The organism is Rheinheimera sp. SA_1 (assembly GCF_001669775.1).
GTDB lineage: Bacteria > Pseudomonadota > Gammaproteobacteria > Enterobacterales > Alteromonadaceae > Pararheinheimera.
The window spans coordinates 1-23,179 of the sequence record NZ_LXWK01000020.1; the positions used below are offsets into that span (position 1 = coordinate 1).

Below are 23,179 nucleotides of genomic sequence, written 5' to 3' on the forward strand. Positions count from 1 at the left end.
TGACATGCTCAGTATTACTGACTAAATATTTTACTATCTGGTCACTCATACTCAGTTAATTCGTTTTGCGAATCTTCTTTCACGAGTGCCCACACAGATGATTGATTGCTAATTGTTAAAGAGCGTGCTTCGACTTCGAAGCGGGAGGCGTATGTTACACTTCCCAGAATTTAAGTCAAGCAGCAGAATTCACTATTTCAATGAGCTCTGCTGCTCAACCTGGCTTACCTTGAAAACCCCGAAGGATTTTCTGCCTCACTTCGACTTTCGGGCTTCTCAACCCCTCGTCGCTGCGAGGCGGCCATTTTAGTCAGTTTTAAGTTCGTGTCAAGCGTCTTTTTATCGACTTTTTTCACTTTCTTCAAACTCACCCGGCTTGCTGCTTTCGCACCACCCCGTCGGCATGTGGCGCATTATAGAGACTTTACGCGGCCTGACAAGCACAAATTGAAGATAACTTGTGTTTTTGAGTGCGACAGCTTCTTTTTCGTGCGAACAGTGCTTTTTGCCAACAATTGCCGCATACTTTCCACACAACAAAGGAGTTCAGCATGACAATTCGTTCTTATAAAGGTGTAAAGCCAGTCCTTGGGCAAGGTGTTTATATTGATGAAAGCGCAGTTTTGGTCGGCGACATCGAATTAGCAGCCCATGTCAGTATCTGGCCGTTGGTCGCCGCGCGTGGTGATGTTAACAAGATCCGGATTGGCGCCAGAACCAATGTTCAGGACGGCACTGTCTTACATGTATCACGCCCGAGCGAAAAGAATGCCGCTGGTTCGCCACTGATTATTGGTGAAGATGTCACTGTTGGTCATAAGTGTATGTTGCACGGGTGTACGCTTGGCAATCGTATTCTGGTTGGCATGGGTGCCATCGTGATGGACGATGCAATAGTTGAAGATGATGTGATTATTGGCGCCGGTAGTCTGGTACCACCGGGTAAGACTTTAGCCTCCGGCTATTTATATGTAGGCAGTCCGGTAAAACAGGCCCGCCCGCTCAATGACAGCGAAAAGGCATTTCTTGCTGTGTCGGCGCAAAATTATGTGGTACTCAAAGATGAGTATCTGGTAGAAATCTGATCCCAATCTGTTGCCTAAGCCACCTCTGTCTATTTAGGCAGCCCCATCCAGATAGAGAACGCCATCGCTATTTAGTTGATCTGCAGCTAAAGCGTCCTCTATTTGTTCTTCCCAGAAAAAACCGTCTTCTTTTATCTGAGCTAACCAAATATGTGGCTCCCAGCCTTCGGGCATAGGGATGACTACAGCGATCCGCAGGCCGGCCTGTAATACACTACAGCACACAGCGTCTTGATTATCGGTGAGCCGGAAGTCATTGTTGAAAATCAGTTGCTGGTTCATCCACGCACCAATGTCGTAATTTTTTCGAGCACAGGTGTTATATCTGGTGCTACCTCACGCCAGATCGCGAAACTTGCCGCTGCCTGCGCCACCAACATGCCGATCCCGTCGGCACACAGCGGCACCTGATGCTGCCGACACCACACTATAAAGGCTGTTGGCTCTTTGCCGTACATCATGTCGTAAGCCAGCTGACAAGAGTGCAGATGCTCAGGACTGAAATCCGGGCGTTGCTGACTGAGGCCGGACGAAGTTGCGTTAATCACCAGCTGCCAGTGAACAGTTGGAATATCGCCATAGCCAGAGGCTGTCACCTGACTGTTGAACAACTTCGCTACCGTCATCGCTTTATCTGCAGTGCGATTGGCAATATGCACAGATGCAACACCAGCAGCCAATAAAGGACCAACAACGCCGCGACTGGCACCACCTGCGCCAAGCAGCAGCACTTTAGCGCCATCCAGCTTTGCCCCCAGTCGCTGCAAATCAGCCACTAAACCCAGTCCGTCGGTGTTATCACCACAGAGGTTACCGTTACTATCTATATAGAGTGTGTTCACTGCCCCAGCTTGCTGTGCTCGTTCGCTGAGTACCTCTGCCAGCGCAAATGCAGCTTCTTTAAAAGGAACGGTAACATTGGCGCCCTTACCTCCGGCACTGACAAAATCCTGCCAGCTGTCGGCAAAACCATCGACCGGTGCTAGAATGGCCTCATACTGCAGGTCCTGACCGGTTTGTTCGGCAAACCAACGATGGATCAAGGGCGATTTCGAATGCCCGATTGGATTTCCAAATACAGCGTAACGGTCCACACCTACCACCATGATAAAGTTGCTGAAAAAGATGTTTAACGCCGACGATAGCAAGCGCCATCCGACACCACAAGTCACGCCTTATGAATTGATTGGCGGTGAAGCCGCGACCAAGCGTCTCGCCAACCGTTTTTACGACATTATGGAAACTGCGCCAGAAGCCACTGAGCTTTATGCCATTCACCCGCTACCGCTGGACCTGATCCGGCAGAAGTTCTTTGAATTTTTGTCCGGCTGGCTGGGTGGTCCTGGTTTGTTTGAAGAAAAATACGGTCATCCACGGCTACGCGCTCGTCATATGCCTTTTACGGTGAGCCCGAAATTACGCGAGCAATGGATGTTTTGTATGAACAAGGCACTGGCCGAAGTCGTGGCAGATAAAATGCTGCGCGATGGTTTAAGTGAAGCATTGGGACAGCTGGCCAGCCATATGATCAATCGCGGCGATTAAACCGCGATTCTCCAATATTCAACTCACCATCAGCTTGTCGCTTCCAGACCCAACCAATCTTGCGGTTGTAAGTAGCGCGCATACAGCGTCGCTTCGGCAGAGCCAGGTGACGGCTGATAACCATATTCCCAACGCACCAATGGCGGCATCGACATCAGAATCGACTCGGTGCGGCCGCCACTTTGCAGGCCAAACAGCGTGCCGCGGTCAAACACAAGATTAAATTCGACATAACGGCCACGACGATAGAGCTGGAACTGCCGTTCGTGATCGCCGAATGGCGTGTTTTTTCGTGCTTCGACAATCGGCAGATAAGCCTTAGCAAAGGCTTCACCCACACTGCGCATAAAAGAGAAACTTGAATCAAATCCCCATTCATTCAGATCGTCAAAGAACAATCCACCAACGCCACGGGTTTCTTGGCGGTGTTTTAAATAGAAGTATTCATCACACCACTTTTTATATTTTGGATAAACATCGCTGCCAAACGGCTCACAACAATCTTTTGCGGTTTGATGCCAGTGCACAACATCGGCTTCCACCGGGTAAAACGGCGTTAAATCAAAACCACCGCCAAACCACCAGACCGGCGCTTCGCCTTCCTTTTCAGCAATAAAAAACCGCACATTGGCGTGACTGGTTGGCACATGTGGATTATTCGGGTGAATGACTAACGAAACGCCCATCGCTTCAAAGCCGCGTCCCGCCAGTTCCGGCCGGTGCGCTGTGGCTGAGCCTGGCATTTTGTCGCCAAACACGTGCGAGAAATTCACCCCGGCTTGTTCAAAAACGGCGCCATGTGTCAACACCCGGCTGCGACCACCACCACCTTCAACCCGCTGCCAGCTATCTTCAACAAACCGTGCCTTGCCGTCTGCTGCCGTCAAAGCTGCACAAATCTGCTCCTGCAGCGCTAGTAAAAAGGCTTTAACCTGAGCTTTATCTACGTGTTGCATTATTTACTCCTGTCTCGGAATTCACTCATCTGCGATGAACAGTCAGTGCGATAACCCAGCTTCAACCAGCCCTGAAGATATGTCCGGTATTGATATCCCGAATTTCTGATGGATTGAGCCGGCCGCCGGTTGGCGCGTCTATGATCACCGAAAGCTGTTCACCTAGCTGCGCCGCAACATCAGCGGCATTGCGGCAAGCCGGTTGCCCGGTTAAATTCGCGCTGGTCGAGGTGAGCGGTTTTCCATAAGCCTGACACAGCTGCTGCACCAGCGGGTGATCACTGACCCGAATGGCGATGGTACTAAACTGGCCGGTCAGCCAGTCAGTCAAACCCGGCCGCGCCGGTACCACCCAGGTCACCGGGCCTGGCCAACTGTCCAACATTTGTTGTTTTTGCTCAGAAGTAATGGCTTGAAGATGGATAAAAGGCGCCAATTGCGCAAAATCGGCGGCGATCAAAATCAGTCCTTTGCTTTTTTCGCGCTGCTTCATCTGCAGCAATAACGCAATTGCTGCCAAATTATCCGGATCACAGCCGACGCCGTATACGGCTTCCGTAGGATAGGCAATTACCTGACCTTCGGTTAATGCCTTGATTGCTTTATCTAATTCAGTCTGACTCATCATAAAACTACACTCATCGAAAATGCCGAACTGCACAAATATTTTCCTGGCCACGGCCAGATGGCTATAATAGCCGCCTATTATGCCAGTAGCTGGCCGTTTTGAGGAAACAGCAATGAAAGTCGGTATCATTATGGGTTCAAAATCTGATTGGCCCACCATGAAAAATGCAGCAGACATGTTAGATAAGTTTGGTATTGCTTATGAAACGACTGTTGTTTCTGCCCACAGAACCCCACATTTACTGGCTGAATATGCCACAAATGCTGCCAGCCGCGGCTTGAAAGTGATTATCGCCGGCGCCGGTGGTGCAGCGCATTTACCTGGCATGGCCGCAGCATTCACCAGTTTGCCGGTGTTAGGTGTGCCGGTACAATCCAAAGCCTTAAAAGGGCTGGATTCTTTGTTATCGATTGTACAGATGCCAAAAGGCGTTGCAGTCGGCACTTTGGCCATTGGTGACGCCGGTGCCGCCAATGCTGGTTTATTAGCAGCACAAATTCTGGCAACTTCCGATGCCGCTTTAATGACAAAAATAGACACTTTCCGACAAGAACAAACCGATTCCGTGTTAAGCCAGCCAAATCCGGCTGAGGACGCAGAATGAAAAAAGTTCTGGTGATGGGCGCCGGGCAACTCGCCCGCATGATGGCACTGGCTGGCGCACCGCTGAATTTGCAAGTGCTGGCTTATGACGTCAATACCGATTCTGTGGTGCATCCGGTGACTCAACAAAAATTCACCATGACGTTGGCAGAAGCTGTTGCCGATGCCGATGTAGTCACGTCCGAATTTGAGCATATTCCCTACCCGGTGCAGCAGGTTTGCGAAGCCAGCGGTAAATTTTTCCCAAATAGCATGGCGATTAAAGCCGGTGGTGATCGCCGTCAGGAAAAACAATTGCTGGATACAGCAGGTGTTGCGAACGCAGGTTACCGGATTGTCAGTAATGAAGCGGAGTTTCAGGCAGCTATCGCAGCTTTAGGTTTACCTTTGGTGCTGAAAAGTGCTTTGGCCGGTTACGATGGCAAAGGTCAGTGGCGGTTAAAACAAGCGGAAGATGCAGCCGCAATTTGGGCTGATATCGAAAGCTTTATGGCCGGCGCTGATCATGCACTGCCCCAGGCCATTGTCGCTGAGCAATTTGTACGGTTTGACCGTGAAGTGAGTTTAGTCGGCGCACGCAATGCAAAAGGTGAGACTGTCGTCTATCCGCTGACGGAAAATCATCATGTGAATGGCGTACTCGCGGTATCGCTGGCGCTACTAGGGCAACAACAACTACAGCAACAAGCTAAACAGATGTTTGATGCAGTGGCCGCCAAGCTTGATTATGTTGGTGTACTGGCACTGGAGTTTTTCCAGGTTGGCGATAAATTACTAGTGAACGAAATCGCGCCGCGGGTGCATAACTCTGGGCACTGGACCCAACAAGGCAGCGACACCTGTCAGTTTGAAAATCATCTGCGCGCTGTCTGCGGTTTGCCATTGGGTAGCACTGCTTTAGTGCGGCCAACCGTGATGGTAAATATACTGGGTGAAGACTTTGTCGACCCGGCAGTACTGGCACTGCCGTCTTGTCATCTGCACTGGTACGGCAAAGGCAAAAGAGCCGGGCGGAAAATGGGTCACATCAATATCAGCGGCGCGACTGTCGCTGAACTTGCACAACGTTTTGTCGCTTTATCTCAGCATTTACCGGAACACAGCTTTCCGGAAGTGGCTGAAGTTGCAGCAAAACTTGCCGCACAGGCTCAGTGATAGGTCGTAGAAATAACCAAGGCCCTTCGTGGGCCTTGGTTATTTTTGAGATACCTGACATAGTCACTCCGCTTGCGGCAGCTGACATTTTTTACTGGCGCAAAGTAACTTCACCCCTTGCGCGGATGGCTTTTCAGCCAACAAACCAAAACCACAGTGGCGGCAACTGCCCGGCGCAGGTTTGAGGTTCAGCACAAAATCACAAGCCGGATATTGATCACAGCCATAGAAGGTCTTGCCAAATTTACTGGTGCGCTCCAGCAACTTGCCTTTGTGACATTGCGGGCAACTGACATCTGCCACTTCCGGCGCTTCTTCATGCACAATAAAATGACAGGCCGGAAAATTACTGCAACCAATAAACATGCCATAACGGCCATTTTTAACCGCAAGTGGCGAACCACAACTTGGGCACGGTGTGTCAGTAAGCAACTTCACCACGGTGCTGTCGTGCGGATGTAAATTCTGAATATAGTGGCAGTGTGGATAATGGCTACAGCCCAAAAATGGCCCGTGTTTACCTGACTTCATCACCAACTCGTGTTGGCACAAAGGACAGATTTGTTTATGTTCAGGAATGGCGAATAATGGGGTTTCAGACATAACAGAGCGTCAAAATCAGCAATTGGCGGATTATCGCACAAAAGCTAGCTAAGGGCGCAGCAACTTCACCACAGTGCAATAGCACGCTGAATGCCCTTCGCTCAGATAAAAGGCCGCTTAATGCAACGGCCCGGTAGGTTCTTCAAAAATTAAATCTTCCATCTGGGCATAAGCGGTTTCATGGCCTGGCGCATTAAACAGCACCATCAGCACCACCCATTTTAGGTCTTCCAGACATACTTCTTTGCTATCTAAATCCATCACCCGGTCTAACACCATTTCACGGGTTGGCAAATCCAACACGTTAATTTGTTCTAAAAACAGCAGGAATCCGCGGCACTCCGCATCCAGCTTTTGTTGCTCATCCGCAGTATAAACGCGCACTGCCGATGAATTGGTTTTGGTAAGGTAAGGTTTAACATGACTTTCCTGCAGCTTGGACAAGTTCTCCAGCCAGCGCAGCGCTTTAAAAATATCATCATCATGAAAACCGGCTTTGACCAGCTCGCGGGTCAAATCTGCCTGATTAACGTAGATTTCTGATTCGTTGTGAATATAGTTTTCGAACAGATAGACGAGGATATCAAACATAATCAGGCCCTCCTCACTCGAATGTAGCCACCAGGTACTACTGCTACTTCACCGGAGAGTTCCAGTTGAAGTAGGGCAATGGTTACTTCAGCCACTGATAACTGCGCTCGCGCTGCGATAACGTCAATTGCAGTGGCCTCATCTCCTACGTTAGCCAACAAGCTGGGTTCGAACAAGTCTTGCTGACAATTATTTTTACGTTTCACGGATTTATTCAGATCAATCGCTGATGAAACGGGCAATTCTTCCATAATATCGGCACAGGTACGGGTTAACTTAGCCCCCTGTTGAATTAACTGATGACAGCCAGCCGCCATCGGATTAAAAATCGAGCCCGGTACCGCAAAGACTTCACGATTATATTCAGCAGCGTAATTAGCACTAATCAGCGAACCACTTTTTTCTGCAGCCTCCACCACTAATGTACCAAGACTGAGTCCCACTACGATGCGGTTACGCAGCGGAAAAAATAACGGTTTTGGTTCAATATCGGGCAAAAACTCAGACACTAAAGCGCCTTCTGCGGCAATTTGCGCCGTTAATGCTTGATGCTGTTTGGGATAGATATGCGACAGACCATGCCCCAATACGGCAATAGTTTTGCCACTGACCGATAACGCGCCCTGATGCGCCGCCCCATCAATACCACGCGCCAGACCGCTGGTGATGGTTAAACCCTGACGGCACAAATCTGCAGCAAACTGAAAAGCAATTTGTTTGCCGGTAGCGGTTGGTTGTCGGCTACCTACAATGGCCAATTGTGGTTGTGATAACAGTTGGACGTCACCTTCGATAAACAAGACCAGCGGCGGCTGTTTGATTTGACGCAATAAATCCGGATATGCATCGTCGATGCAACGGATAAAATGACGATTGGGTGCATTTTGTAACCAGCGCATAGCGGAGTCGACCAATCGATGATTGGGTACAACCAGCAATTGGCTTTGATATTCCGTCAGGCCGAGCTGTTGCAGCTCAGGCGCTGATAAAGAAAAGAAGTGTTGCAGTGGCATCGACTGGCAAATCCGCTGAAACCGGCGTAAATCCATGCCGGGTACCGACGCAAGTGCCAGCCAGTCGCGGAGATCATCCATGATCGTCCCCTTATGGCTTCATCAATTAATACGCGTTAAATTTCTCCGATCAAATCGCCAACCCGGATCGGTCTGGCGGTCGAAGTCACAATGGCAAAACTTACCCGGTCTGCGACTTTAAACACCATCAGCTGACCTATTTTTTCTCGTGGCATCTCCAGCACGTCACCTTCGATGCCGCCGGTGAGTTTTTCATATTTACTGGCGTCGCTGACATAAACCGGCCCACGTTTTGTATCCACGACCGAAGGTGATTTGCGGTAGATCGAGAACATGTGGCCAGCTTTGACGTCTTCAATCAAGCCTTTGTTCAACACCACAATGTCCCACTTTGAAAACTCACGTAAATCTGAAGTGGTATCAATGATCACACCATCAATCACTTTTTCTGGCTTGCTCATCACAAAAAATGCCGGCAATGATTGACCATCCGATGCCGGGATCAGGCGATCACCCTGCTTTATTTCTTGTTTTACATCAATAACCTGCACTGACGAAGGTGTGTTATTTTCGATACTGCCTGGGCGGAACACTTTGCCCGTAGCCACCAGAATGGTTTCATAGCCCAACAACTCTTCAGTTTCCGGGTCAATATAAGGTTTTCCTTTGCGGTAAATGCCGTAGCTTGAGCCAAGCTCCAGCTCACCTTTGACATATAAAATTTGTTCAACGATGGTATTTTTCCATTCTTCATTAGCGCCAAGCACATAAGGTAGAGCTGCAATTTCTGCTTCTGTTAATGCTTGTTCAAACGTCAGGAAAGGCCGAATCATTTTTAGCGGTAACGTCGTCACCGCCTTGGTCGATTTGATTGATTTGCGAATTTTTGGTGTCAGCTTTTTAATACCTGAAGGTCCGCTAATGGCAACAACTTCAGTATCAGAAACTGCAGCTTCCGTATCTGGTGATACGGTGATCACGGCATTTTCGTTGTTGATTGCCAACACCGGGTTACCATCCGCGTCATAGGTCAAACTTAAAACATCACCTGGAAAAATTAAATGCGGATTATCAACTTGTGGGTTCAGTTTCCATAACTGTGGCCACAACCAGGGCTGGGCTAAATACAAGCCGGAAATATCCCATAAGGTGTCGCCTTCTTTTACGGTATAATTTTTCGGAGCATCTGGTTTTAAAGTTAATTCCTGCGCGGTTACAAAACCTGTATAACAAAGCAGCAGAGCGGCGATTGAAGTCGTTATTATTTTGAGCATGCCAGCTTCCTTGAGCCCGAACTTGTAGTAATTAATGCAGACTAAGCTGTTAATACAGCTGATTAATGGCTAAAATTAGACCATATCATAGATAGTTAAACAACGCATAATTTTGTAGGTCCCATGACAGTCTTAACAGTATTACATTATCCCGATGATCGCCTTCGTACCACGGCCAAACCGGTCGCTGAAATTACCGCCCAGACCCGTCAGCTGGTCGCTGATTTGCTCGACACCATGTATGATGAAAATGGTATAGGTCTGGCAGCGACACAAGTCAATGTTCATCAGCGCGTTGTGGTGATTGATGTGTCAGAAAGCCGCGATCAGCCGCAGGTTTTTATCAATCCTGAAATCATTAATAAAAGTGGCGACACCACCTATGAAGAAGGTTGTCTGTCGGTTCCGCAAAGCTATGCCAATGTCGAACGTGCTGCTGAAGTAACGGTAAAAGCTCAAAACACTGAAGGTGAATGGTTCGAACTGAAAGCCGAAGGTTTATTGGCTATTTGTTTGCAACATGAACTGGATCACCTGGTCGGCAAACTGTTTATCGATTACCTGTCACCGCTCAAACGTGATCGGATCAAGAAAAAGCTGGAAAAAGAAGCCCGCAACGCGGCTCGTTAAGCCACCACAGGATTTGAAGTGACTCCACTACGTATTATTTTTGCCGGTACGCCGGATTTTGCCGCCCGCCATTTACAAGCATTACTTGATTCTGAACATCAAGTCATCGCTGTATATAGTCAACCGGATCGCCCTGCTGGCCGTGGTCAGCAATTACAAGCCAGCCCGGTGAAGCAACTGGCGTTGGCACACGAAATTCCGGTATATCAGCCAAAATCACTGAAAAAATCCAAAGCGCAGGCTGAACTCGCCAATCTCGACGCTGATTTAATGGTGGTCGTAGCCTACGGTTTAATTCTGCCAGCCGTGGTTTTGCAAACGCCAAAGCTTGGCTGTATTAACGTGCATGGCTCGTTGTTACCCCGCTGGCGTGGAGCCGCTCCGATCCAACGCTCTTTATGGGCAGGTGACTTAGACACCGGCGTCACCATCATGCAAATGGACGAAGGCCTCGATACCGGCGCCATGCTGAGTATCGCCAGCTTAGCCATTACGGCTACCGACACTTCGGCCAGCCTCTACGACAAACTGGCGGACATTGGTCCCAAAGCACTGTTACAGGCGCTGACTGATTTACCTGCCCTGCAACAGCAGGCCAAAGCACAAAACGATTTATTGGCGAGCTACGCTGAAAAGCTGAGTAAAGAGGAAGCGTTACTCGATTTTAATAAACCAGCCGCGGCGCTAGAGCGTGAAATCCGAGCTTTTAATCCTTGGCCGGTGAGCTATCTGCAGCTCGGTGCACAACAGTTGAAAATCTGGCAAGCGCGGGTTGAACCGGTACACGCCAATGCCGCGCCAGGGACTGTTTTAAGCGCAGATAAAAAAGGCATCGCCATTGCAACAGCAGAAGGCGTGCTGGTGCTGCAACAACTGCAACCTCCAGGCAAAAAAGCCATGGCGGCCGCCGATTTTTTAAATGGTCGCGCTGATTGGTTTCCGGTTGGCAGCCTGGTCGGAGTCACACCATGACAGCCAACTTAAGGGCTGTCGCAGCCACTTGCTGTTATCAGGTGGTAGATCAGGGCAAATCGCTTTCTGATGTGTTACCCAAAGCACAATTTCAATTTCCGCTGCCCGCCGACAAAGCCTTGCTGCAAGAAATTTGTTTTGGTGTGTTGCGGTATTTGCCACAACTGGATTTTGTCTGCCAGCAATTGATGGCCAAGCCGCTGATTAAACAACTGCGGCCATTACAGTTTTTGATTTATGTCGGCATTTATCAGCTGAAATTTCTGCGTATTCCTGATCACGCCGCCGTTGGTGAAACAGTGGAAGCGGCCCGTGCCTTAAAAGGCGAGTCGATGACCAAGCTGATCAACGGTGTGCTACGCTCGGTGCAACGTAAACCGGAACTGTTTGATGTCAGTCAGGCGCCACTTTCGGTGCAAACCAACCATCCTTCTTGGCTGGTGCAGTCGCTGCAAGCCGCTTATCCGGAGCAGTGGCAAGCGGTGATTGACGCCAACCAGCAAAAAGCACCGTTGTGGCTGCGGGTCAATATTCAGCGTTGCAGTATCAATCAGTTTTGTCAGACCTTGACCGATGCCGGTATCGCCTTTACTCAGCCGCAACCACAAATGCCACAGGCTATTTTGCTGGAACAAGCGATTGATGTAACAGTATTACCTGGCTATCACGAAGGTTGGTTTGCGGTTCAGGATGTTGCAGCGCAATATGCGGCGCAGTTTTTAGCACCGGAAAATTCCGACAGCATACTGGACGCTTGCTGCGCACCAGGGGGTAAAACCGGCCATTTGCTGGAGCTGGCGCCACAATCCCAGGTACTGGCTTTGGATAAAGACCCGCAACGATTGGTGCGGGTTCGCGAAAATTTACTGCGCTTAGGCCATCAGGCCGAAGTCAAAGCCGGGGATGCAGCCACACCAAAACAATGGTGGGATGGCGAACTTTATGACCGCATCTTACTGGATGTGCCTTGTTCAGCGACTGGGGTGATCCGGCGTCATCCGGATATCCGCTGGCTAAGAAAGTCTGCTGATATTGCAGCACTCGCTACCTTGCAACAACAAATTCTGATCCAGATCTGGCCGTTACTGAAACCAGGCGGCACTTTGCTGTACGCCACATGTAGTGTGTTACCGCAGGAAAACCAACAGCAAATCGCGCAGTTTTTAGCCCATCATCAGGACGCAATTCCGGTTGCACTGGGTTTGAGCATCAACGACAGCCAATGGCAAATTCTGCCCGGTGAACAAAGTGCAGATGGCTTCTTTTACGCCAAGCTGCAGAAAAAGGCGAACTGATGAAAATCATTATCTTAGGCGCAGGTCAGGTCGGTGCAACTTTGGCAGAAAACCTGGTCGGTGAAGAAAACGATATTACCGTGGTTGATATCAACGCCGACAAATTACGGGCACTGCAGGACAAACTGGATTTACAGGTGGTGCATGGTCATAGTGCCCACCCGGATATTCTGAAAAAAGCCGGCGCTGAAGATGCCGATATGATAATTGCTGTGACCAACAGCGATGAAGTGAATATTGTCGCTTGTCAGGTCGCTTACAGTATTTTTAACACGCCGACTAAAGTGGCGCGTATTCGTACCAATCAATACATCAAATACCGCGACCAGCTGTTTAACAAAGATGATATGCCGGTCGATCATTTTATCGCCCCGGAAACTCTGGTCACTGACTATATCCGCCGTTTGATTGATTACCCAGGTGCATTGCAAGTTGTTGAATTTGCTGGTGGTTTGGTAAGTTTGGTTGCAGTGAAAGCCTATTACGGCGGTTTACTGGTCGGTCACGCCCTATCGACTTTACGTGAACATATGCCACATATTGATGCCCGGGTCGCCGCCATTTACCGTCGCGGTCATGCCATCAAGCCGATTGGCACCACCATTATCGAAGCCGACGACGAAGTATTTTTTGTTGCTGCCACCAAGCACATTCGTGCAGTGATGAGTGAACTGCAAAAGCTTGAATCGAGTTACCGCCGCATCATGATTGCTGGTGGCGGTAATGTTGGTTTTGGTCTGGCGAAAGCGCTGGAAAAAACCCACAGCGTAAAACTGATTGAACGCAGCAAAGAGCGGGCGGAATTTTTATCCAGCGCGCTGGAAAATACCGTGGTGTATGCCGGTGATGCTTCTGATCCTGAATTATTGCAGGAAGAAAATATCGATCAGGTGGACGTGTTTTTAGCCGTGACCAATGATGATGAAGCCAACATTATGTCGGCAATGCTGGCCAAACGGATGGGCGCGCAGAAAACCATGGTGCTGATTAAACGTGGTGCTTATGTCGATTTGCTGCAAGGCGGCGAAGTCGATATTGCCGTATCACCACAACAAGCCACGATTTCAGCATTGTTAACCCATGTGCGCCGCGGCGATATAGTGAATGTTTATTCGCTGCGCCGCGGTGCCGCTGAAGCGATTGAAGCGATAGCCCATGGCGATAAAACCACTTCAAAAGTTGTTGGCTTGTCGATAGGTAAAATTAAACTGCCACCAGGTTGCACCATCGGCGCTATCGTCCGTGGTGATGAAGTGATGATTGCCCACGACAGCACCGTGATTGAAACGGACGACCATGTCATTTTGTTCCTGGTGGATAAAAAATTCATCGGCGAAGTGGAACGGTTGTTCCAGGTGAGTGCGATTTTTATCTGAAACACCGGCTCGCCTTCACTGCAGTTATGCGTTTCAGCAGGCAGTGAAGGTTTCGGCCAGACAAATTTTTGAAATTGCTCCGCAGAGCCGATACCATATCGGCTTGTTTAATACTCTGGAAGCCGGTTGATGCAGCATTTATTCAGTTCAGCCAATCAACATCTTGACGCCTTGGGCTTGCGCTGCCCGGAGCCGGTGATGATGGTACGTCTGACGATCCGTAAGATGCAAGCCGGTGAAACGCTGCTGATTATCGCCGACGATCCGGCGACCACCCGTGATATTCCGGCGTTTTGTCGGTTTATGGATCACGAACTGATTGCCAGCGACACTACCACTTTACCCTACCGATATCTGCTGAAAAAAAACGCAGGATAAGCTTGTTATTTCAACATTCAGGTCGCAAAATCGAAGCTATTCACCGCTCAAGGATGGCCAGCATTGGTATTGCTCAGAACTGTTTCCAGCAAAGCTGCTTCGATTGACTCCATCCGCCGCCGTTATATTCTGCTGTTTGTAAGTTACATCACCTCACTGATTATGCTATTGCTTGGTTTCAAGCATCTGCTTAGCGAAGACTATTTGTTGCAGGCTATTTTATTTGGCTGCTCCTTTGCGTTTCTGGCCAACGTTGCCTGGTTTCATGCCAGTAACGAATTGGATAAAGCTTGCGGGATAGAAACGGTACTGGTCGGGCTTTTTGTACTGGGGCTGGTGTACCACGGCGGTTATCAAAACACTGCGCTGTATTGGGTGTTTCCATTTCCTGCGATTATTTTTGGCTTACTTGGCCCCAGAGTTGGCATCCAGATCAATGGCTTGTTGGTGCTGGTGCTGATGGTCATGCTCTATCAGCCTGATTTGATTGTAGCGCAGTATAAAAATGCCGAAATCTCCCGCTTTATGGCTTCAATGGCGACTGTGATTGCCGTCGGCTGGATTAACGAGCACTTTCGCGAGCGTAGCCACAATGCCATGGCGCTGCTACAACGCAGCAAAGAAACTCAAGCCAATACCGACGCTTTGACGCACTTAGCCAATCGCCGTTTTGTCGATGAAGTACTACCGCAGCATTTTGCACTGCAACCTGAGCACTTTTTTCCGCTGGCGGTGATCATCGCCGACTTAGACCACTTTAAACATATCAACGACAGTTTTGGCCATGACCAAGGCGATTTAGTGTTGCAGCAAGTGGCCATGTTGTTCCGGCAAAAACTACGAACTGAAGATATTGCCTGTCGTTATGGCGGCGAAGAATTTTTATTATTGCTACCCAAAACCAGTCAAAACGATGCCACCCGGGTTGCCGATAAAATTCGGGCCGGCATTGCCCAGCGCCGGCTGCTGACAGAGCATCCGGATTTAGTCATTACCTGTAGTTTTGGGGTGGCATTGGCACAGGATGAAAGTGAGTTTTTGCAGGCGGTGAAACTTGCGGATCAGCGTTTATATCTTTCAAAATCGAACGGCCGGAATCAGGTGAATTGAGGTTGCGGCTTCCGTTACTGCAAGCCTGTACTTTTGGTTGATGCCAATAAAAAAGCCAGCACTCTGTATTCAGCGTGCTGGCTTTTATGTCGTATTACTACTGTTATGACTGCAACAGCGAAATATCAGCCACTTGCAGGAAGGCTTGTCGTAATTGATTTAGAAGCGCCAACCGGTTATTTCGCACCGCCTGATCTTCCACATTAACCATCACCTCATCAAAGAACTGATCGATGACCACCCGAAGCCCGGCCAGTTGTGTCAGGTTCGCGTTGTAATCACCGGCAGCAACTAAAGCCGTTGCAGCTTGCTGTTGGCTCAGCAGTGCCTGTGCTAAAGCCTGTTCAGCCCCTGCTTGTAACAAACTCTGATTAATTGCAGTAGGCAATTCACCTTCCACTTTGGCCAGAATATTCGCCACCCGCTTATTAGCTGCAGCCAAAGCGGTAGCTGCTTCCAATTTACGGAACTCCGCCACTGCTTTTACCCGACGGTCAAAATCAGCCGGATTAGTTGGGCGACGAGCCAGTACTGCCTGGATCACATCCACGGCATAACCTTCAGCTTCGTACCAGGCACGGAATCGGCCTAACATAAACTCCAGCACTTCTTCAGCGACGGTTGCTTGTGTCAGCTTGTCACCGAAGGTGGTTTGGGCATAACCAATCACATCCAGCAAATCCAGTGGCAGCTGTTTTTCGACCATAATGCGCAGTGCTCCAATGGCGGCACGACGCAGTGCAAACGGGTCTTTGTCGCCTTTTGGCGCCTGACCGATACCAAAAATACCGACCAGTGAATCCAATTTATCGGCAATCGCCACCGCGCAACTTTCTAACTGTGCTGGCAAACTGTCGCCGGAAAAACGTGGTTTGTATTGCTCGTTCAGCGCAACGGCTACCGCTTCGTGCTCGCCATCGATCCGGGCATAATGCATGCCCATAATGCCCTGCGTTTCCGGGAACTCACCGACCATGTTACTCATCAAATCGGTTTTTGATAACAAACCTGCCCGGGTTGCATGCGAAACGTTCGCGCCAATTTTTCCGGCGATATACCCTGACAGCTGGGCAATTCGCTCGGATTTTTCCCGTAAGGTGCCGAGCTTTTGCTGGAACAATACCGTACCCAGACTTTCCAGCCGATCAGCCAGTTTGGTCTTTTTATCCACGCCAAAAAAGAACTGGGCATCGGTTAAACGTGGCCGCACCACTTTTTCGTTACCGGAGATGATCTGGCTTGGGTCCTTGCTGCTGATATTGGCAACAAAGATAAATTTATTCAAAAGCTTGCCGCTGTTATCTAACAGCGGGAAGTACTTCTGGTTGTCTTTCATCGTGGAAATCAGCGGCTCAGCTGGCACTTCCAGGAAACGTTCTTCAAAAGAACCAACCAGCACCACCGGCCATTCCACCAATGACGTCACTTCATCCAGCAGTGCTTCGTCGGTCGCGACAACGCCATTAAGCGATGCTGCCGTTTTCGCGACTTCTGCGGCAATAAAGGCGCGACGTTTGGCGTAATCCGCAACAACAAAAGCTTGTTCCATTGTCGGTAAATAGGCATCAGCATTAGCAATGGCTACCAGCGCCGGAGCGTGGAAACGATGACCATGGGTTTGACGACCGGAGGTTTTACCCAGTACCGTCGCAGGCACCACGTCATTGCCATATAGCATCACAATGGTGTGCACCGGGCGGATAAATTCAGCGGTTGAATTACCCCAGCGCATTGGCTTGGCAATGGGTAATTTCGCCAGAGCTGTACTTACCACATCCGGTAATAAACTGACCGTTGCGCCGCCGACCACTTTGGCTTTATGCACCAGCCAGGCACCTTTATCAGTTTCAAGCCGTTCGGCTTGTTCAACTGTGATACCGTTTGAAGCGGCCCAGGCTTGGGCTGCTTTGGTTGCTACACCGCTCGCATCAAAAGCGCCAGCGATGGCAGGACCGCGTTTTTCAACGATTTTGTCAGCTTGCTGCGAAGCGAGCTGATTAACACGAACCGCTAAACGACGCGGTGCCGCATACCACTGTGTATCAGAAAATTGCAGACCGAGCTTATTGAGTTCATCAACGATGTTCTGCTGGAATGAGGTTGCTAAAGTTTGCAGCGACTTTGGTGGTAACTCTTCAGTACCAATTTCAACGATAAAATCCTGTACCACGTCAGACCTCCTGCGTTTGGTTTTGAGTGCGGCATAACGGGAAGCCAAGCTTCTCGCGTGCTGCGTAATAGGCTTCAGCACAGGCTTTGGCCAGAGTGCGAACCCGCAGGATATAACGTTGCCGCTCGGTCACAGAAATGGCGTGGCGGGCGTCTAACATATTAAAGGCATGTGAGGCTTTCATCACTTTCTCATAAGCCGGCAGCGGTAACCCCAGCTCAATAAGCTTGTGGCTTTCAGCTTCATATTGATCAAAAGCAGCAAACAGCGCAGGCACATCAGCATGTTCGAAGTTGTAAGTTGATTGCTCAACTTCGTTCTGATGGAACACGTCACCATAAGTGACCCGACCTAGCGGGCCATCAGCCCAGACCAAATCGTAAATACTGTCGACGCCCTGGATATACATCGCCAGACGCTCTAAACCATAGGTAATTTCGCCGGTCACCGGACGACACTCTAAGCCACCGACCTGCTGGAAATAAGTGAACTGCGTCACTTCCATACCATTGAGCCACACTTCCCAACCCAGACCCCAGGCACCCAGTGTTGGCGACTCCCAGTTGTCTTCGACAAAACGGATATCGTGCACCAGTGTATCGATACCCAGTTCGCGTAACGAGCCTAAGTACAAATCCTGAATGTTGTCTGGCGACGGCTTTAAGATGACCTGGAACTGATAATAATGCTGTAAACGATTTGGGTTTTCGCCATAACGACCATCGGTCGGGCGACGACATGGCTGCACATAAGCCACGTTGCTCGGCTCTGGGCCTAATGAACGCAGGAAGGTCATTGGGTGGAAAGTACCGGCACCCACTTCCATATCCAGCGGCTGGACAATCACACAGCCTTGGCGCGCCCAGTAATCCTGCAATGCCAGGATCAGACCCTGGAATGTTTGAATATCATACTTGTGCATCACAACGCACCTGCTTAAGAAAAGGACGGAAAAGTATACCTATTTAGCGACGATTTCTGTAGCTTAGAGTGGCATTTTCATTGGGTTTTTTACGAATTTGTGCTGTTCTGACATCGACTTGTCTCTGTAAAGAACAGGCTTATTGAAGTCTTTGGGCGATGGCTTCAAAAGAAAAGGCTCCCGCAGGAGCCTTTGTCATTTATAAACAATACCTTACACGTCGAGGTTAGCAACCCGCAGCGCATTCTCTTCGATAAATGCGCGGCGTGGCTCAACGTCATCACCCATCAGGGTGCTGAACAGCTGATCGGCGCCAATCGCATCTTCGATGGTGACTTGCAGCATCCGACGGGTATTTGGATCCATAGTGGTTTCCCACAACTGTTCCGGGTTCATCTCACCAAGACCTTTATAGCGTTGAATATAAAGACCTTTTTTCGACTCCGTCATCAACCATTCCAGGCCTTCAACAAAGCTGGTGACTGGTTTGATTTTCTCACCACGACGGAAGAAACCACCTTCTTCCATCAAATCACGGATCGATTCACCTAAAGAGGCAATGCGGCCGTAATCGATGGAGGTGATAAAGTCATAATGCAGTACGTATTCGTTATCGATACCATGCTGACGGATCACAATCTTAGGTAAAGTCAGATTACGCTCACGATCTTCGGTGACATCAAATGCATAGCTAGAGCCATCACCTTCTTTGTCCTGCAGACGTTTGGCCAGTTGTGCCACCCAGTCTTTGGTCCGCTCAGCGTCTTTTAACATCTCAACGGTAATACCAGGCACATACACCAGCTCGTTCAGCAAGTTTAATGGGATCTTACGGCCTAAACGTTCAATGGTCGCTTTACACTTGTGGTACTGAGTCACCAGCGCTTCCAGCGGTGCACCGCCAATACCTGGTGCTTCTGGGTTCACGTGTAAAGTCGCTTCATCCAGTGCCAAGGTAGTCAGATATTCAGTCATCGCCGAATCGTCTTTGATGTACTGCTCTTGCTTGCCCTTTTTCACTTTATAAAGTGGTGGCTGTGCAATATAGATATAACCACGTTCAATCAGTTCTGGCGTTTGACGGTAGAAGAAGGTCAACAGCAGCGTCCGGATGTGCGAACCGTCGACGTCAGCATCCGTCATCAGAATGATGCTGTGGTAGCGTGTTTTGTCCGGATTGTATTCTTCACGGCCAATGCCACAGCCTAACGCGGTGATCAAGGTGCCGACTTCTTGTGAAGAAATCATCTTATCAAAACGTGCTTTTTCCACGTTCAGTATTTTACCTTTCAGTGGCAGAATTGCTTGGTTTTTGCGGTTGCGGCCCTGCTTGGCAGAACCACCCGCAGAGTCACCCTCTACCAGGTAAAGTTCAGATAATGCAGGGTCTTTTTCCTGACAGTCAGCCAGTTTACCCGGCAGACCTGCGATATCCAGCACGCCTTTACGACGGGTCATTTCACGGGCTTTGCGGGCCGCTTCACGCGCACGCGCAGCATCGACAATCTTGGTGACAATGATTTTAGAGTCGTTCGGGTTTTCCAGCAGATACTCGTTCAGCTTCTCGTGCATCACGCTTTCAACGGCAGATTTCACTTCGCTGGAAACCAGCTTGTCTTTAGTTTGTGAGCTGAATTTTGGATCAGGGACTTTTACGCTAATGACCGCAGTTAAGCCTTCACGTGCATCGTCGCCGGTTGCCGACACTTTCATCTTCTTGGCATAACCTTCAGCGTCGATGTAAGTGTTCAGGACACGGGTCAGTGCCGAACGGAAACCAGCTAAGTGAGTGCCGCCATCGCGCTGTGGAATATTGTTAGTGAAACAATAAATGCCTTCCTGGAACGAGTCATTCCACTGCATCGCTACTTCAACGGTAATACCGTCATCGCGTGTTGAGCAAAAGTAGAATGCTTTTGGATGGATTGCAGTTTTGGTACGGTTTAAGTACTGAACAAAAGCTTCGATACCACCTTCGTATTTGAAATGGTCACGCTTGTCGTCCCGCTCATCGGTCAGAATGATGCTTACTCCCGAGTTCAGGAATGACAGTTCACGTAAGCGTTTTGCCAGAATATCGTAGTGATAATTGATGTCAGTGAAAATGGTATCACTTGGCCAGAAACGAATTTCAGTACCTGTGCCCTCTGTTTCACCAATCACTTTCAGCGCTTCGTCCGGTACACCTAACCGATAAATTTGGTTATGAACTTTGCCTTTGCGACGAATCGTCAGCTCTAATTTGTCTGACAGCGCGTTCACCACGGACACACCAACGCCGTGTAGACCACCAGAAACTTTATAAGAGTTATCGTCGAACTTACCACCGGCGTGTAGTACCGTCATGATAACTTCAGCAGCAGAGACACCTTCTTCGTGCATATCGGTTGGAATACCACGGCCGTTATCACGGACGGATACCGAGTTGTCACTGTGAATAGTGACGAACACGTCGTTACAGTAACCTGCTAACGCTTCGTCGATAGAGTTATCGACGACTTCGAACACCATGTGGTGCAGGCCTGAGCCATCGTCGGTATCTCCAATATACATACCCGGTCTTTTCCGGACTGCATCTAAACCTTTCAGTACCTTGATACTGGAGGAATCGTAATTATGTTCTTCGGCCATGTTCATCCGTCCGTACTATCTGCCCATGTTCCACGTGGAACAATCCAACCTCAGTGTCTGACACATGTGGCAAGACTTGAGCAGCTTCAATTGCAGTAATAAACACCTGCGAATTGATATGATGTAAAAAACTAAAGATAAAGCGCTTAGATTGGTCATCCAATTCCGAGGCTAAATCATCGATCAACAGCAGCGGCTGTTTGTGGCCGCTGGAAAAAATTAGGTTACTTTGCGCAACTTTTAAGGCAAACAATAAAACTTTCAGCTGACCACGTGATAGAAATTCTTCGACATATTCGCCGTCTATTTTTATCCGCAAATCTGCTTTTTGTGACCCGAGTTGGGTGTAGCCCACTTTAAGATCACTTAAAAAGTTATCTTGCAGTTGCACCAACAGTTCAGCCGCGTCACCTTGCTTATTTAACCAGCCAGCAACCAATTCAAGCTCCACGCTGGCTAACGCCTTGATGGGTTGTAATAGTGGCTGCAACATCAATGTCAGCTGATTTATATAAACCTGCCGCAGCTTTTGAATGGCAACGGCAGTGTCTGCAAGTTGCTGATCCCAAAACCGATAACTGTCGTTGTACTGTTGTTTGCTTTTTAATAAGGCATTACGCTGTTTTAAAACCTTATTAAACAACACCCAAAGTTCATAGAAAGAAGGTTCCACGTGGAACAATCCTAAATCAAAAAATTGTCGCCGTTCTTTTGGCCCGCCAAAAAACAGTCTGAAACTTTCTGGAGTGATCAACTGTACTGGCAATAAACTGGCGATATCGGCGATACGGGTGACTTTTTCGCCATTCAGTTTTAACTGCCAATCACCACTTCGGTCACGCTGCATGCCTACACTCAGCAACTGCGACGACCAATTCACTTTGCCATGCAACACCAGATGCGATTGCTGGTTTCGGATCATCTTCTGTGCTTTGGTCGTTCGAAAAGAACGTCCATGCGCCAACAAATAAATAGCTTCCAACACACTAGTTTTGCCGCTGCCATTTTCACCACAGATTAAATTCATCGACGGTGAGAACTGCAAACCTGCTGACTGAATATTGCGAAATTCAGTCAGCTGTAACTGCGCCAGCGCCATGCGCGTAAACGAATTACAAACGCATTGGCATCACGACGTACAAAGCGCCCTGATTACCAACACCTTCGACCAACGAACTCGAGTTGGCGTCACTTAGATGCATAATGACTAAATCGGTTGCTAAGGTGTTTAATACATCCAGCACATAACCGACGTTAAAGCCGATTTCCAGTGTATCGCCCTGATACTCAACTTCAATCACTTCTTCCGCTTGTTCATGCTCTGGGTTATTGGCAACAATCTGCAGCTCACCATTGCTCAAAGTGAAACGCACACCACGGTATTTTTCATTCGACAAAATAGAAGCGCGGACACAAGCGTCTTTTAGCACTGAACGATGCGCTGTAACTTGCTTTGAGCTGTTGCGTGGCAATACCCGACGATAATCAGGGAAACGACCATCAATCAGTTTGCTGCTGAAACTAAATTGGCTATCAAGCAACCGAATATGATTCTGACCTATGGCCAAGCGAATAACCTGATCATCACTAGCCAGTAAACGCATCAACTCCAGCACACCTTTGCGCGGAATGATTACCTGTTTTTGTTGACCAGCCACCACCGGCAATTCCATCGAACTTAATGCCAGACGATGACCGTCCGTAGCAACAGTTCTTAAAGTACCGTTGTCGACTTCAAACAATAAACCGTTCAGGTAATAACGCACGTCCTGATTAGCCATCGAGAATGCAGTATCGTCGAGCAACTTACGCAGTTGCGCCCGGCTCAGTTCAAATTCAACTTCGCCTTGCCAGGACTCCAGATTTGGATAGTCAGATGCACTTAAAGTGGCAAGGGTAAATTTACTTTTACCGGTACTGACGATGCAGTTATCGCCCTGCACCGCAATATGCAACGGCGAACCTTCCGGCAGTGAACGGCAGATATCCAGTAACTTTTTTGCTGGAATGGTCACCCGACCGGTGCTCTGCACCTGCGTCAGCGGCACCGCAGCAACCAATTCGATTTCTAAATCGGTGCCGGTCAGCGATAACTGATCGGTGGTGACATCTAGCAGGACGTTAGACAAAATAGGCAAGGTATGCCGACGTTCAATAGCACCAGATACCATTTGCAGTGGCTTTAGCAGAGTGTCACGGTCAATGAAAAATTGCATAACCT

The 23,179-nt window shown here is 49.0% G+C and carries 23 protein-coding genes; 10 read left to right on the forward strand and 13 right to left on the reverse strand.

What is annotated here, in order from left to right; all coding sequences use genetic code 11:
- Positions 1 to 551 precede the first annotated feature (551 nt).
- Positions 552 to 1,085 (forward strand): gamma carbonic anhydrase family protein, encoded by a 534-nt coding sequence (locus tag A5320_RS19775; RefSeq protein WP_068069346.1) that lies wholly within the window; start codon positions 552 to 554, stop codon positions 1,083 to 1,085.
- 33 nt (positions 1,086 to 1,118) lie between these two features.
- Here A5320_RS19775 and A5320_RS19780 read toward each other — a convergent pair whose 3' ends face one another.
- Together A5320_RS19780 and aroE are read right to left on the reverse strand one after the other, a co-directional pair.
- A complete protein-coding gene (locus A5320_RS19780) occupies positions 1,119 to 1,367 on the reverse strand; it encodes a hypothetical protein (protein ID WP_068069349.1) in 249 nt (82 codons plus the stop codon).
- Complete coding sequence (gene aroE, locus A5320_RS19785) at positions 1,364 to 2,191, reverse strand: shikimate dehydrogenase (RefSeq protein WP_082971933.1); 828 nt, start codon at positions 2,189 to 2,191, stop codon at positions 1,364 to 1,366. The genes A5320_RS19780 and aroE overlap by 4 nt, the downstream gene beginning before the upstream one ends.
- Between aroE and A5320_RS19790 the strand changes: the two genes are divergently transcribed.
- Positions 2,190 to 2,630, forward strand: coding sequence for a group II truncated hemoglobin (locus A5320_RS19790; protein WP_068069350.1), 441 nt, complete (start codon positions 2,190 to 2,192; stop codon positions 2,628 to 2,630). The genes aroE and A5320_RS19790 overlap by 2 nt on opposite strands.
- Before the next feature lie 29 nt (positions 2,631 to 2,659).
- On the opposite strand, the gene hemF is transcribed toward A5320_RS19790, so the two are convergent.
- Together hemF and A5320_RS19800 are read right to left on the reverse strand one after the other, a co-directional pair.
- On the reverse strand, positions 2,660 to 3,586 hold the full coding sequence (hemF, locus tag A5320_RS19795; RefSeq protein WP_068069351.1) for an oxygen-dependent coproporphyrinogen oxidase: 927 nt from the start codon (positions 3,584 to 3,586) through the stop codon (positions 2,660 to 2,662).
- A gap of 61 nt (positions 3,587 to 3,647) precedes the next feature.
- The gene (locus A5320_RS19800; protein WP_331712121.1) at positions 3,648 to 4,247 is read right to left on the reverse strand and encodes an L-threonylcarbamoyladenylate synthase; all 600 of its coding nucleotides are present in this window, start codon (positions 4,245 to 4,247) and stop codon (positions 3,648 to 3,650) included.
- A gap of 79 nt (positions 4,248 to 4,326) precedes the next feature.
- Between A5320_RS19800 and purE the strand changes: the two genes are divergently transcribed.
- Together purE and A5320_RS19810 are read left to right on the forward strand one after the other, a co-directional pair.
- The gene (purE, locus tag A5320_RS19805; protein ID WP_068069670.1) at positions 4,327 to 4,818 is read left to right on the forward strand and encodes a 5-(carboxyamino)imidazole ribonucleotide mutase; all 492 of its coding nucleotides are present in this window, start codon (positions 4,327 to 4,329) and stop codon (positions 4,816 to 4,818) included.
- A complete protein-coding gene (locus tag A5320_RS19810; RefSeq protein WP_068069355.1) occupies positions 4,815 to 5,972 on the forward strand; it encodes a 5-(carboxyamino)imidazole ribonucleotide synthase in 1,158 nt (385 codons plus the stop codon). The genes purE and A5320_RS19810 overlap by 4 nt, the downstream gene beginning before the upstream one ends.
- A gap of 63 nt (positions 5,973 to 6,035) precedes the next feature.
- Here the strand turns inward: A5320_RS19810 and A5320_RS19815 are convergent, their stop codons facing one another.
- From A5320_RS19815 to A5320_RS19830, 4 genes are all read right to left on the reverse strand, one after another.
- A complete protein-coding gene (locus A5320_RS19815) occupies positions 6,036 to 6,575 on the reverse strand; it encodes a DNA topoisomerase family protein (protein WP_068069356.1) in 540 nt (179 codons plus the stop codon).
- A 117-nt stretch (positions 6,576 to 6,692) separates the two neighbouring features.
- Positions 6,693 to 7,166 carry a DUF494 family protein gene (locus tag A5320_RS19820; protein ID WP_068069359.1) on the reverse strand — a complete coding sequence of 158 codons (474 nt, stop codon included), beginning with the start codon at positions 7,164 to 7,166 and terminating at the stop codon, positions 6,693 to 6,695.
- Positions 7,167 to 7,168: 2 nt separating this feature from the next.
- Positions 7,169 to 8,260, reverse strand: coding sequence for a DNA-processing protein DprA (gene dprA, locus A5320_RS19825; protein WP_068069360.1), 1,092 nt, complete (start codon positions 8,258 to 8,260; stop codon positions 7,169 to 7,171).
- Between the two features lie 35 nt (positions 8,261 to 8,295).
- Entirely contained in the window at positions 8,296 to 9,474 is a 1,179-nt protein-coding gene (locus A5320_RS19830) for a LysM peptidoglycan-binding domain-containing protein (RefSeq protein WP_068069363.1), read from the reverse strand.
- A gap of 123 nt (positions 9,475 to 9,597) precedes the next feature.
- On the opposite strand from A5320_RS19830, the gene def reads away from it, so the two are divergent.
- From def to A5320_RS19860, 6 genes are all read left to right on the forward strand, one after another.
- Positions 9,598 to 10,104 (forward strand): peptide deformylase, encoded by a 507-nt coding sequence (gene def / locus A5320_RS19835; protein WP_068069365.1) that lies wholly within the window; start codon positions 9,598 to 9,600, stop codon positions 10,102 to 10,104.
- An 18-nt stretch (positions 10,105 to 10,122) separates the two neighbouring features.
- Positions 10,123 to 11,076, forward strand: coding sequence for a methionyl-tRNA formyltransferase (gene fmt / locus A5320_RS19840; RefSeq protein ID WP_068069367.1), 954 nt, complete (start codon positions 10,123 to 10,125; stop codon positions 11,074 to 11,076).
- Positions 11,073 to 12,371: a 16S rRNA (cytosine(967)-C(5))-methyltransferase RsmB gene (rsmB, locus tag A5320_RS19845; protein ID WP_068069371.1), complete on the forward strand. Its 1,299-nt coding sequence runs from the start codon at positions 11,073 to 11,075 to the stop codon at positions 12,369 to 12,371. Before fmt ends, rsmB begins: the two co-directional genes overlap by 4 nt.
- Positions 12,371 to 13,747, forward strand: coding sequence for a Trk system potassium transporter TrkA (gene trkA / locus A5320_RS19850; RefSeq protein WP_068069378.1), 1,377 nt, complete (start codon positions 12,371 to 12,373; stop codon positions 13,745 to 13,747). Before rsmB ends, trkA begins: the two co-directional genes overlap by 1 nt.
- 129 nt (positions 13,748 to 13,876) lie before the next feature.
- Complete coding sequence (gene tusA / locus A5320_RS19855) at positions 13,877 to 14,125, forward strand: sulfurtransferase TusA (RefSeq protein ID WP_068069381.1); 249 nt, start codon at positions 13,877 to 13,879, stop codon at positions 14,123 to 14,125.
- 63 nt (positions 14,126 to 14,188) lie between these two features.
- Positions 14,189 to 15,235, forward strand: coding sequence for a GGDEF domain-containing protein (locus A5320_RS19860; RefSeq protein ID WP_068069382.1), 1,047 nt, complete (start codon positions 14,189 to 14,191; stop codon positions 15,233 to 15,235).
- A 103-nt stretch (positions 15,236 to 15,338) separates the two neighbouring features.
- Here A5320_RS19860 and glyS read toward each other — a convergent pair whose 3' ends face one another.
- The 5 genes from glyS to dnaN all read right to left on the reverse strand — a co-directional run bounded on the left by glyS (position 15,339) and on the right by dnaN (position 23,174).
- Positions 15,339 to 17,405 carry a glycine--tRNA ligase subunit beta gene (glyS, locus tag A5320_RS19865; protein WP_068069383.1) on the reverse strand — a complete coding sequence of 689 codons (2,067 nt, stop codon included), beginning with the start codon at positions 17,403 to 17,405 and terminating at the stop codon, positions 15,339 to 15,341.
- A gap of 1 nt (position 17,406) precedes the next feature.
- Entirely contained in the window at positions 17,407 to 18,327 is a 921-nt protein-coding gene (gene glyQ / locus A5320_RS19870) for a glycine--tRNA ligase subunit alpha (RefSeq protein WP_068069384.1), read from the reverse strand.
- Between the two features lie 213 nt (positions 18,328 to 18,540).
- The gene (gene gyrB / locus A5320_RS19875; RefSeq protein ID WP_068069387.1) at positions 18,541 to 20,958 is read right to left on the reverse strand and encodes a DNA topoisomerase (ATP-hydrolyzing) subunit B; all 2,418 of its coding nucleotides are present in this window, start codon (positions 20,956 to 20,958) and stop codon (positions 18,541 to 18,543) included.
- Positions 20,942 to 22,057 (reverse strand): DNA replication/repair protein RecF, encoded by a 1,116-nt coding sequence (recF, locus tag A5320_RS19880; protein WP_068069393.1) that lies wholly within the window; start codon positions 22,055 to 22,057, stop codon positions 20,942 to 20,944. The genes gyrB and recF overlap by 17 nt, the downstream gene beginning before the upstream one ends.
- Positions 22,058 to 22,070: 13 nt before the next feature.
- Entirely contained in the window at positions 22,071 to 23,174 is a 1,104-nt protein-coding gene (dnaN, locus tag A5320_RS19885; protein ID WP_068069396.1) for a DNA polymerase III subunit beta, read from the reverse strand.
- Between the last annotated feature and the right edge of the window lie 5 nt (positions 23,175 to 23,179).

Excerpts from the sequence above, each read along its gene's own strand:
- gyrB (WP_068069387.1), bottom strand. The coding sequence starts at position 20,958 with ATGGCCGAAGAACATAATTACGATTCCTCCAGTATCAAGGTACTGAAA.
- def (WP_068069365.1), top strand. The coding sequence starts at position 9,598 with ATGACAGTCTTAACAGTATTACATTATCCCGATGATCGCCTTCGTACC.
- purE (WP_068069670.1), top strand. The coding sequence starts at position 4,327 with ATGAAAGTCGGTATCATTATGGGTTCAAAATCTGATTGGCCCACCATG.
- glyQ (WP_068069384.1), bottom strand. The coding sequence starts at position 18,327 with ATGCACAAGTATGATATTCAAACATTCCAGGGTCTGATCCTGGCATTG.
- dprA (WP_068069360.1), bottom strand. The coding sequence starts at position 8,260 with ATGGATGATCTCCGCGACTGGCTGGCACTTGCGTCGGTACCCGGCATG.
- A5320_RS19815 (WP_068069356.1), bottom strand. The coding sequence starts at position 6,575 with ATGTCTGAAACCCCATTATTCGCCATTCCTGAACATAAACAAATCTGT.
- aroE (WP_082971933.1), bottom strand. The coding sequence starts at position 2,191 with ATGGTGGTAGGTGTGGACCGTTACGCTGTATTTGGAAATCCAATCGGG.
- hemF (WP_068069351.1), bottom strand. The coding sequence starts at position 3,586 with ATGCAACACGTAGATAAAGCTCAGGTTAAAGCCTTTTTACTAGCGCTG.
- rsmB (WP_068069371.1), top strand. The coding sequence starts at position 11,073 with ATGACAGCCAACTTAAGGGCTGTCGCAGCCACTTGCTGTTATCAGGTG.
- A5320_RS19830 (WP_068069363.1), bottom strand. The coding sequence starts at position 9,474 with ATGCTCAAAATAATAACGACTTCAATCGCCGCTCTGCTGCTTTGTTAT.
- A5320_RS19790 (WP_068069350.1), top strand. The coding sequence starts at position 2,190 with ATGATAAAGTTGCTGAAAAAGATGTTTAACGCCGACGATAGCAAGCGC.
- A5320_RS19775 (WP_068069346.1), top strand. The coding sequence starts at position 552 with ATGACAATTCGTTCTTATAAAGGTGTAAAGCCAGTCCTTGGGCAAGGT.
- A5320_RS19780 (WP_068069349.1), bottom strand. The coding sequence starts at position 1,367 with ATGAACCAGCAACTGATTTTCAACAATGACTTCCGGCTCACCGATAAT.
- recF (WP_068069393.1), bottom strand. The coding sequence starts at position 22,057 with ATGGCGCTGGCGCAGTTACAGCTGACTGAATTTCGCAATATTCAGTCA.
- A5320_RS19820 (WP_068069359.1), bottom strand. The coding sequence starts at position 7,166 with ATGTTTGATATCCTCGTCTATCTGTTCGAAAACTATATTCACAACGAA.
- dnaN (WP_068069396.1), bottom strand. The coding sequence starts at position 23,174 with ATGCAATTTTTCATTGACCGTGACACTCTGCTAAAGCCACTGCAAATG.
- A5320_RS19810 (WP_068069355.1), top strand. The coding sequence starts at position 4,815 with ATGAAAAAAGTTCTGGTGATGGGCGCCGGGCAACTCGCCCGCATGATG.
- tusA (WP_068069381.1), top strand. The coding sequence starts at position 13,877 with ATGCAGCATTTATTCAGTTCAGCCAATCAACATCTTGACGCCTTGGGC.
- trkA (WP_068069378.1), top strand. The coding sequence starts at position 12,371 with ATGAAAATCATTATCTTAGGCGCAGGTCAGGTCGGTGCAACTTTGGCA.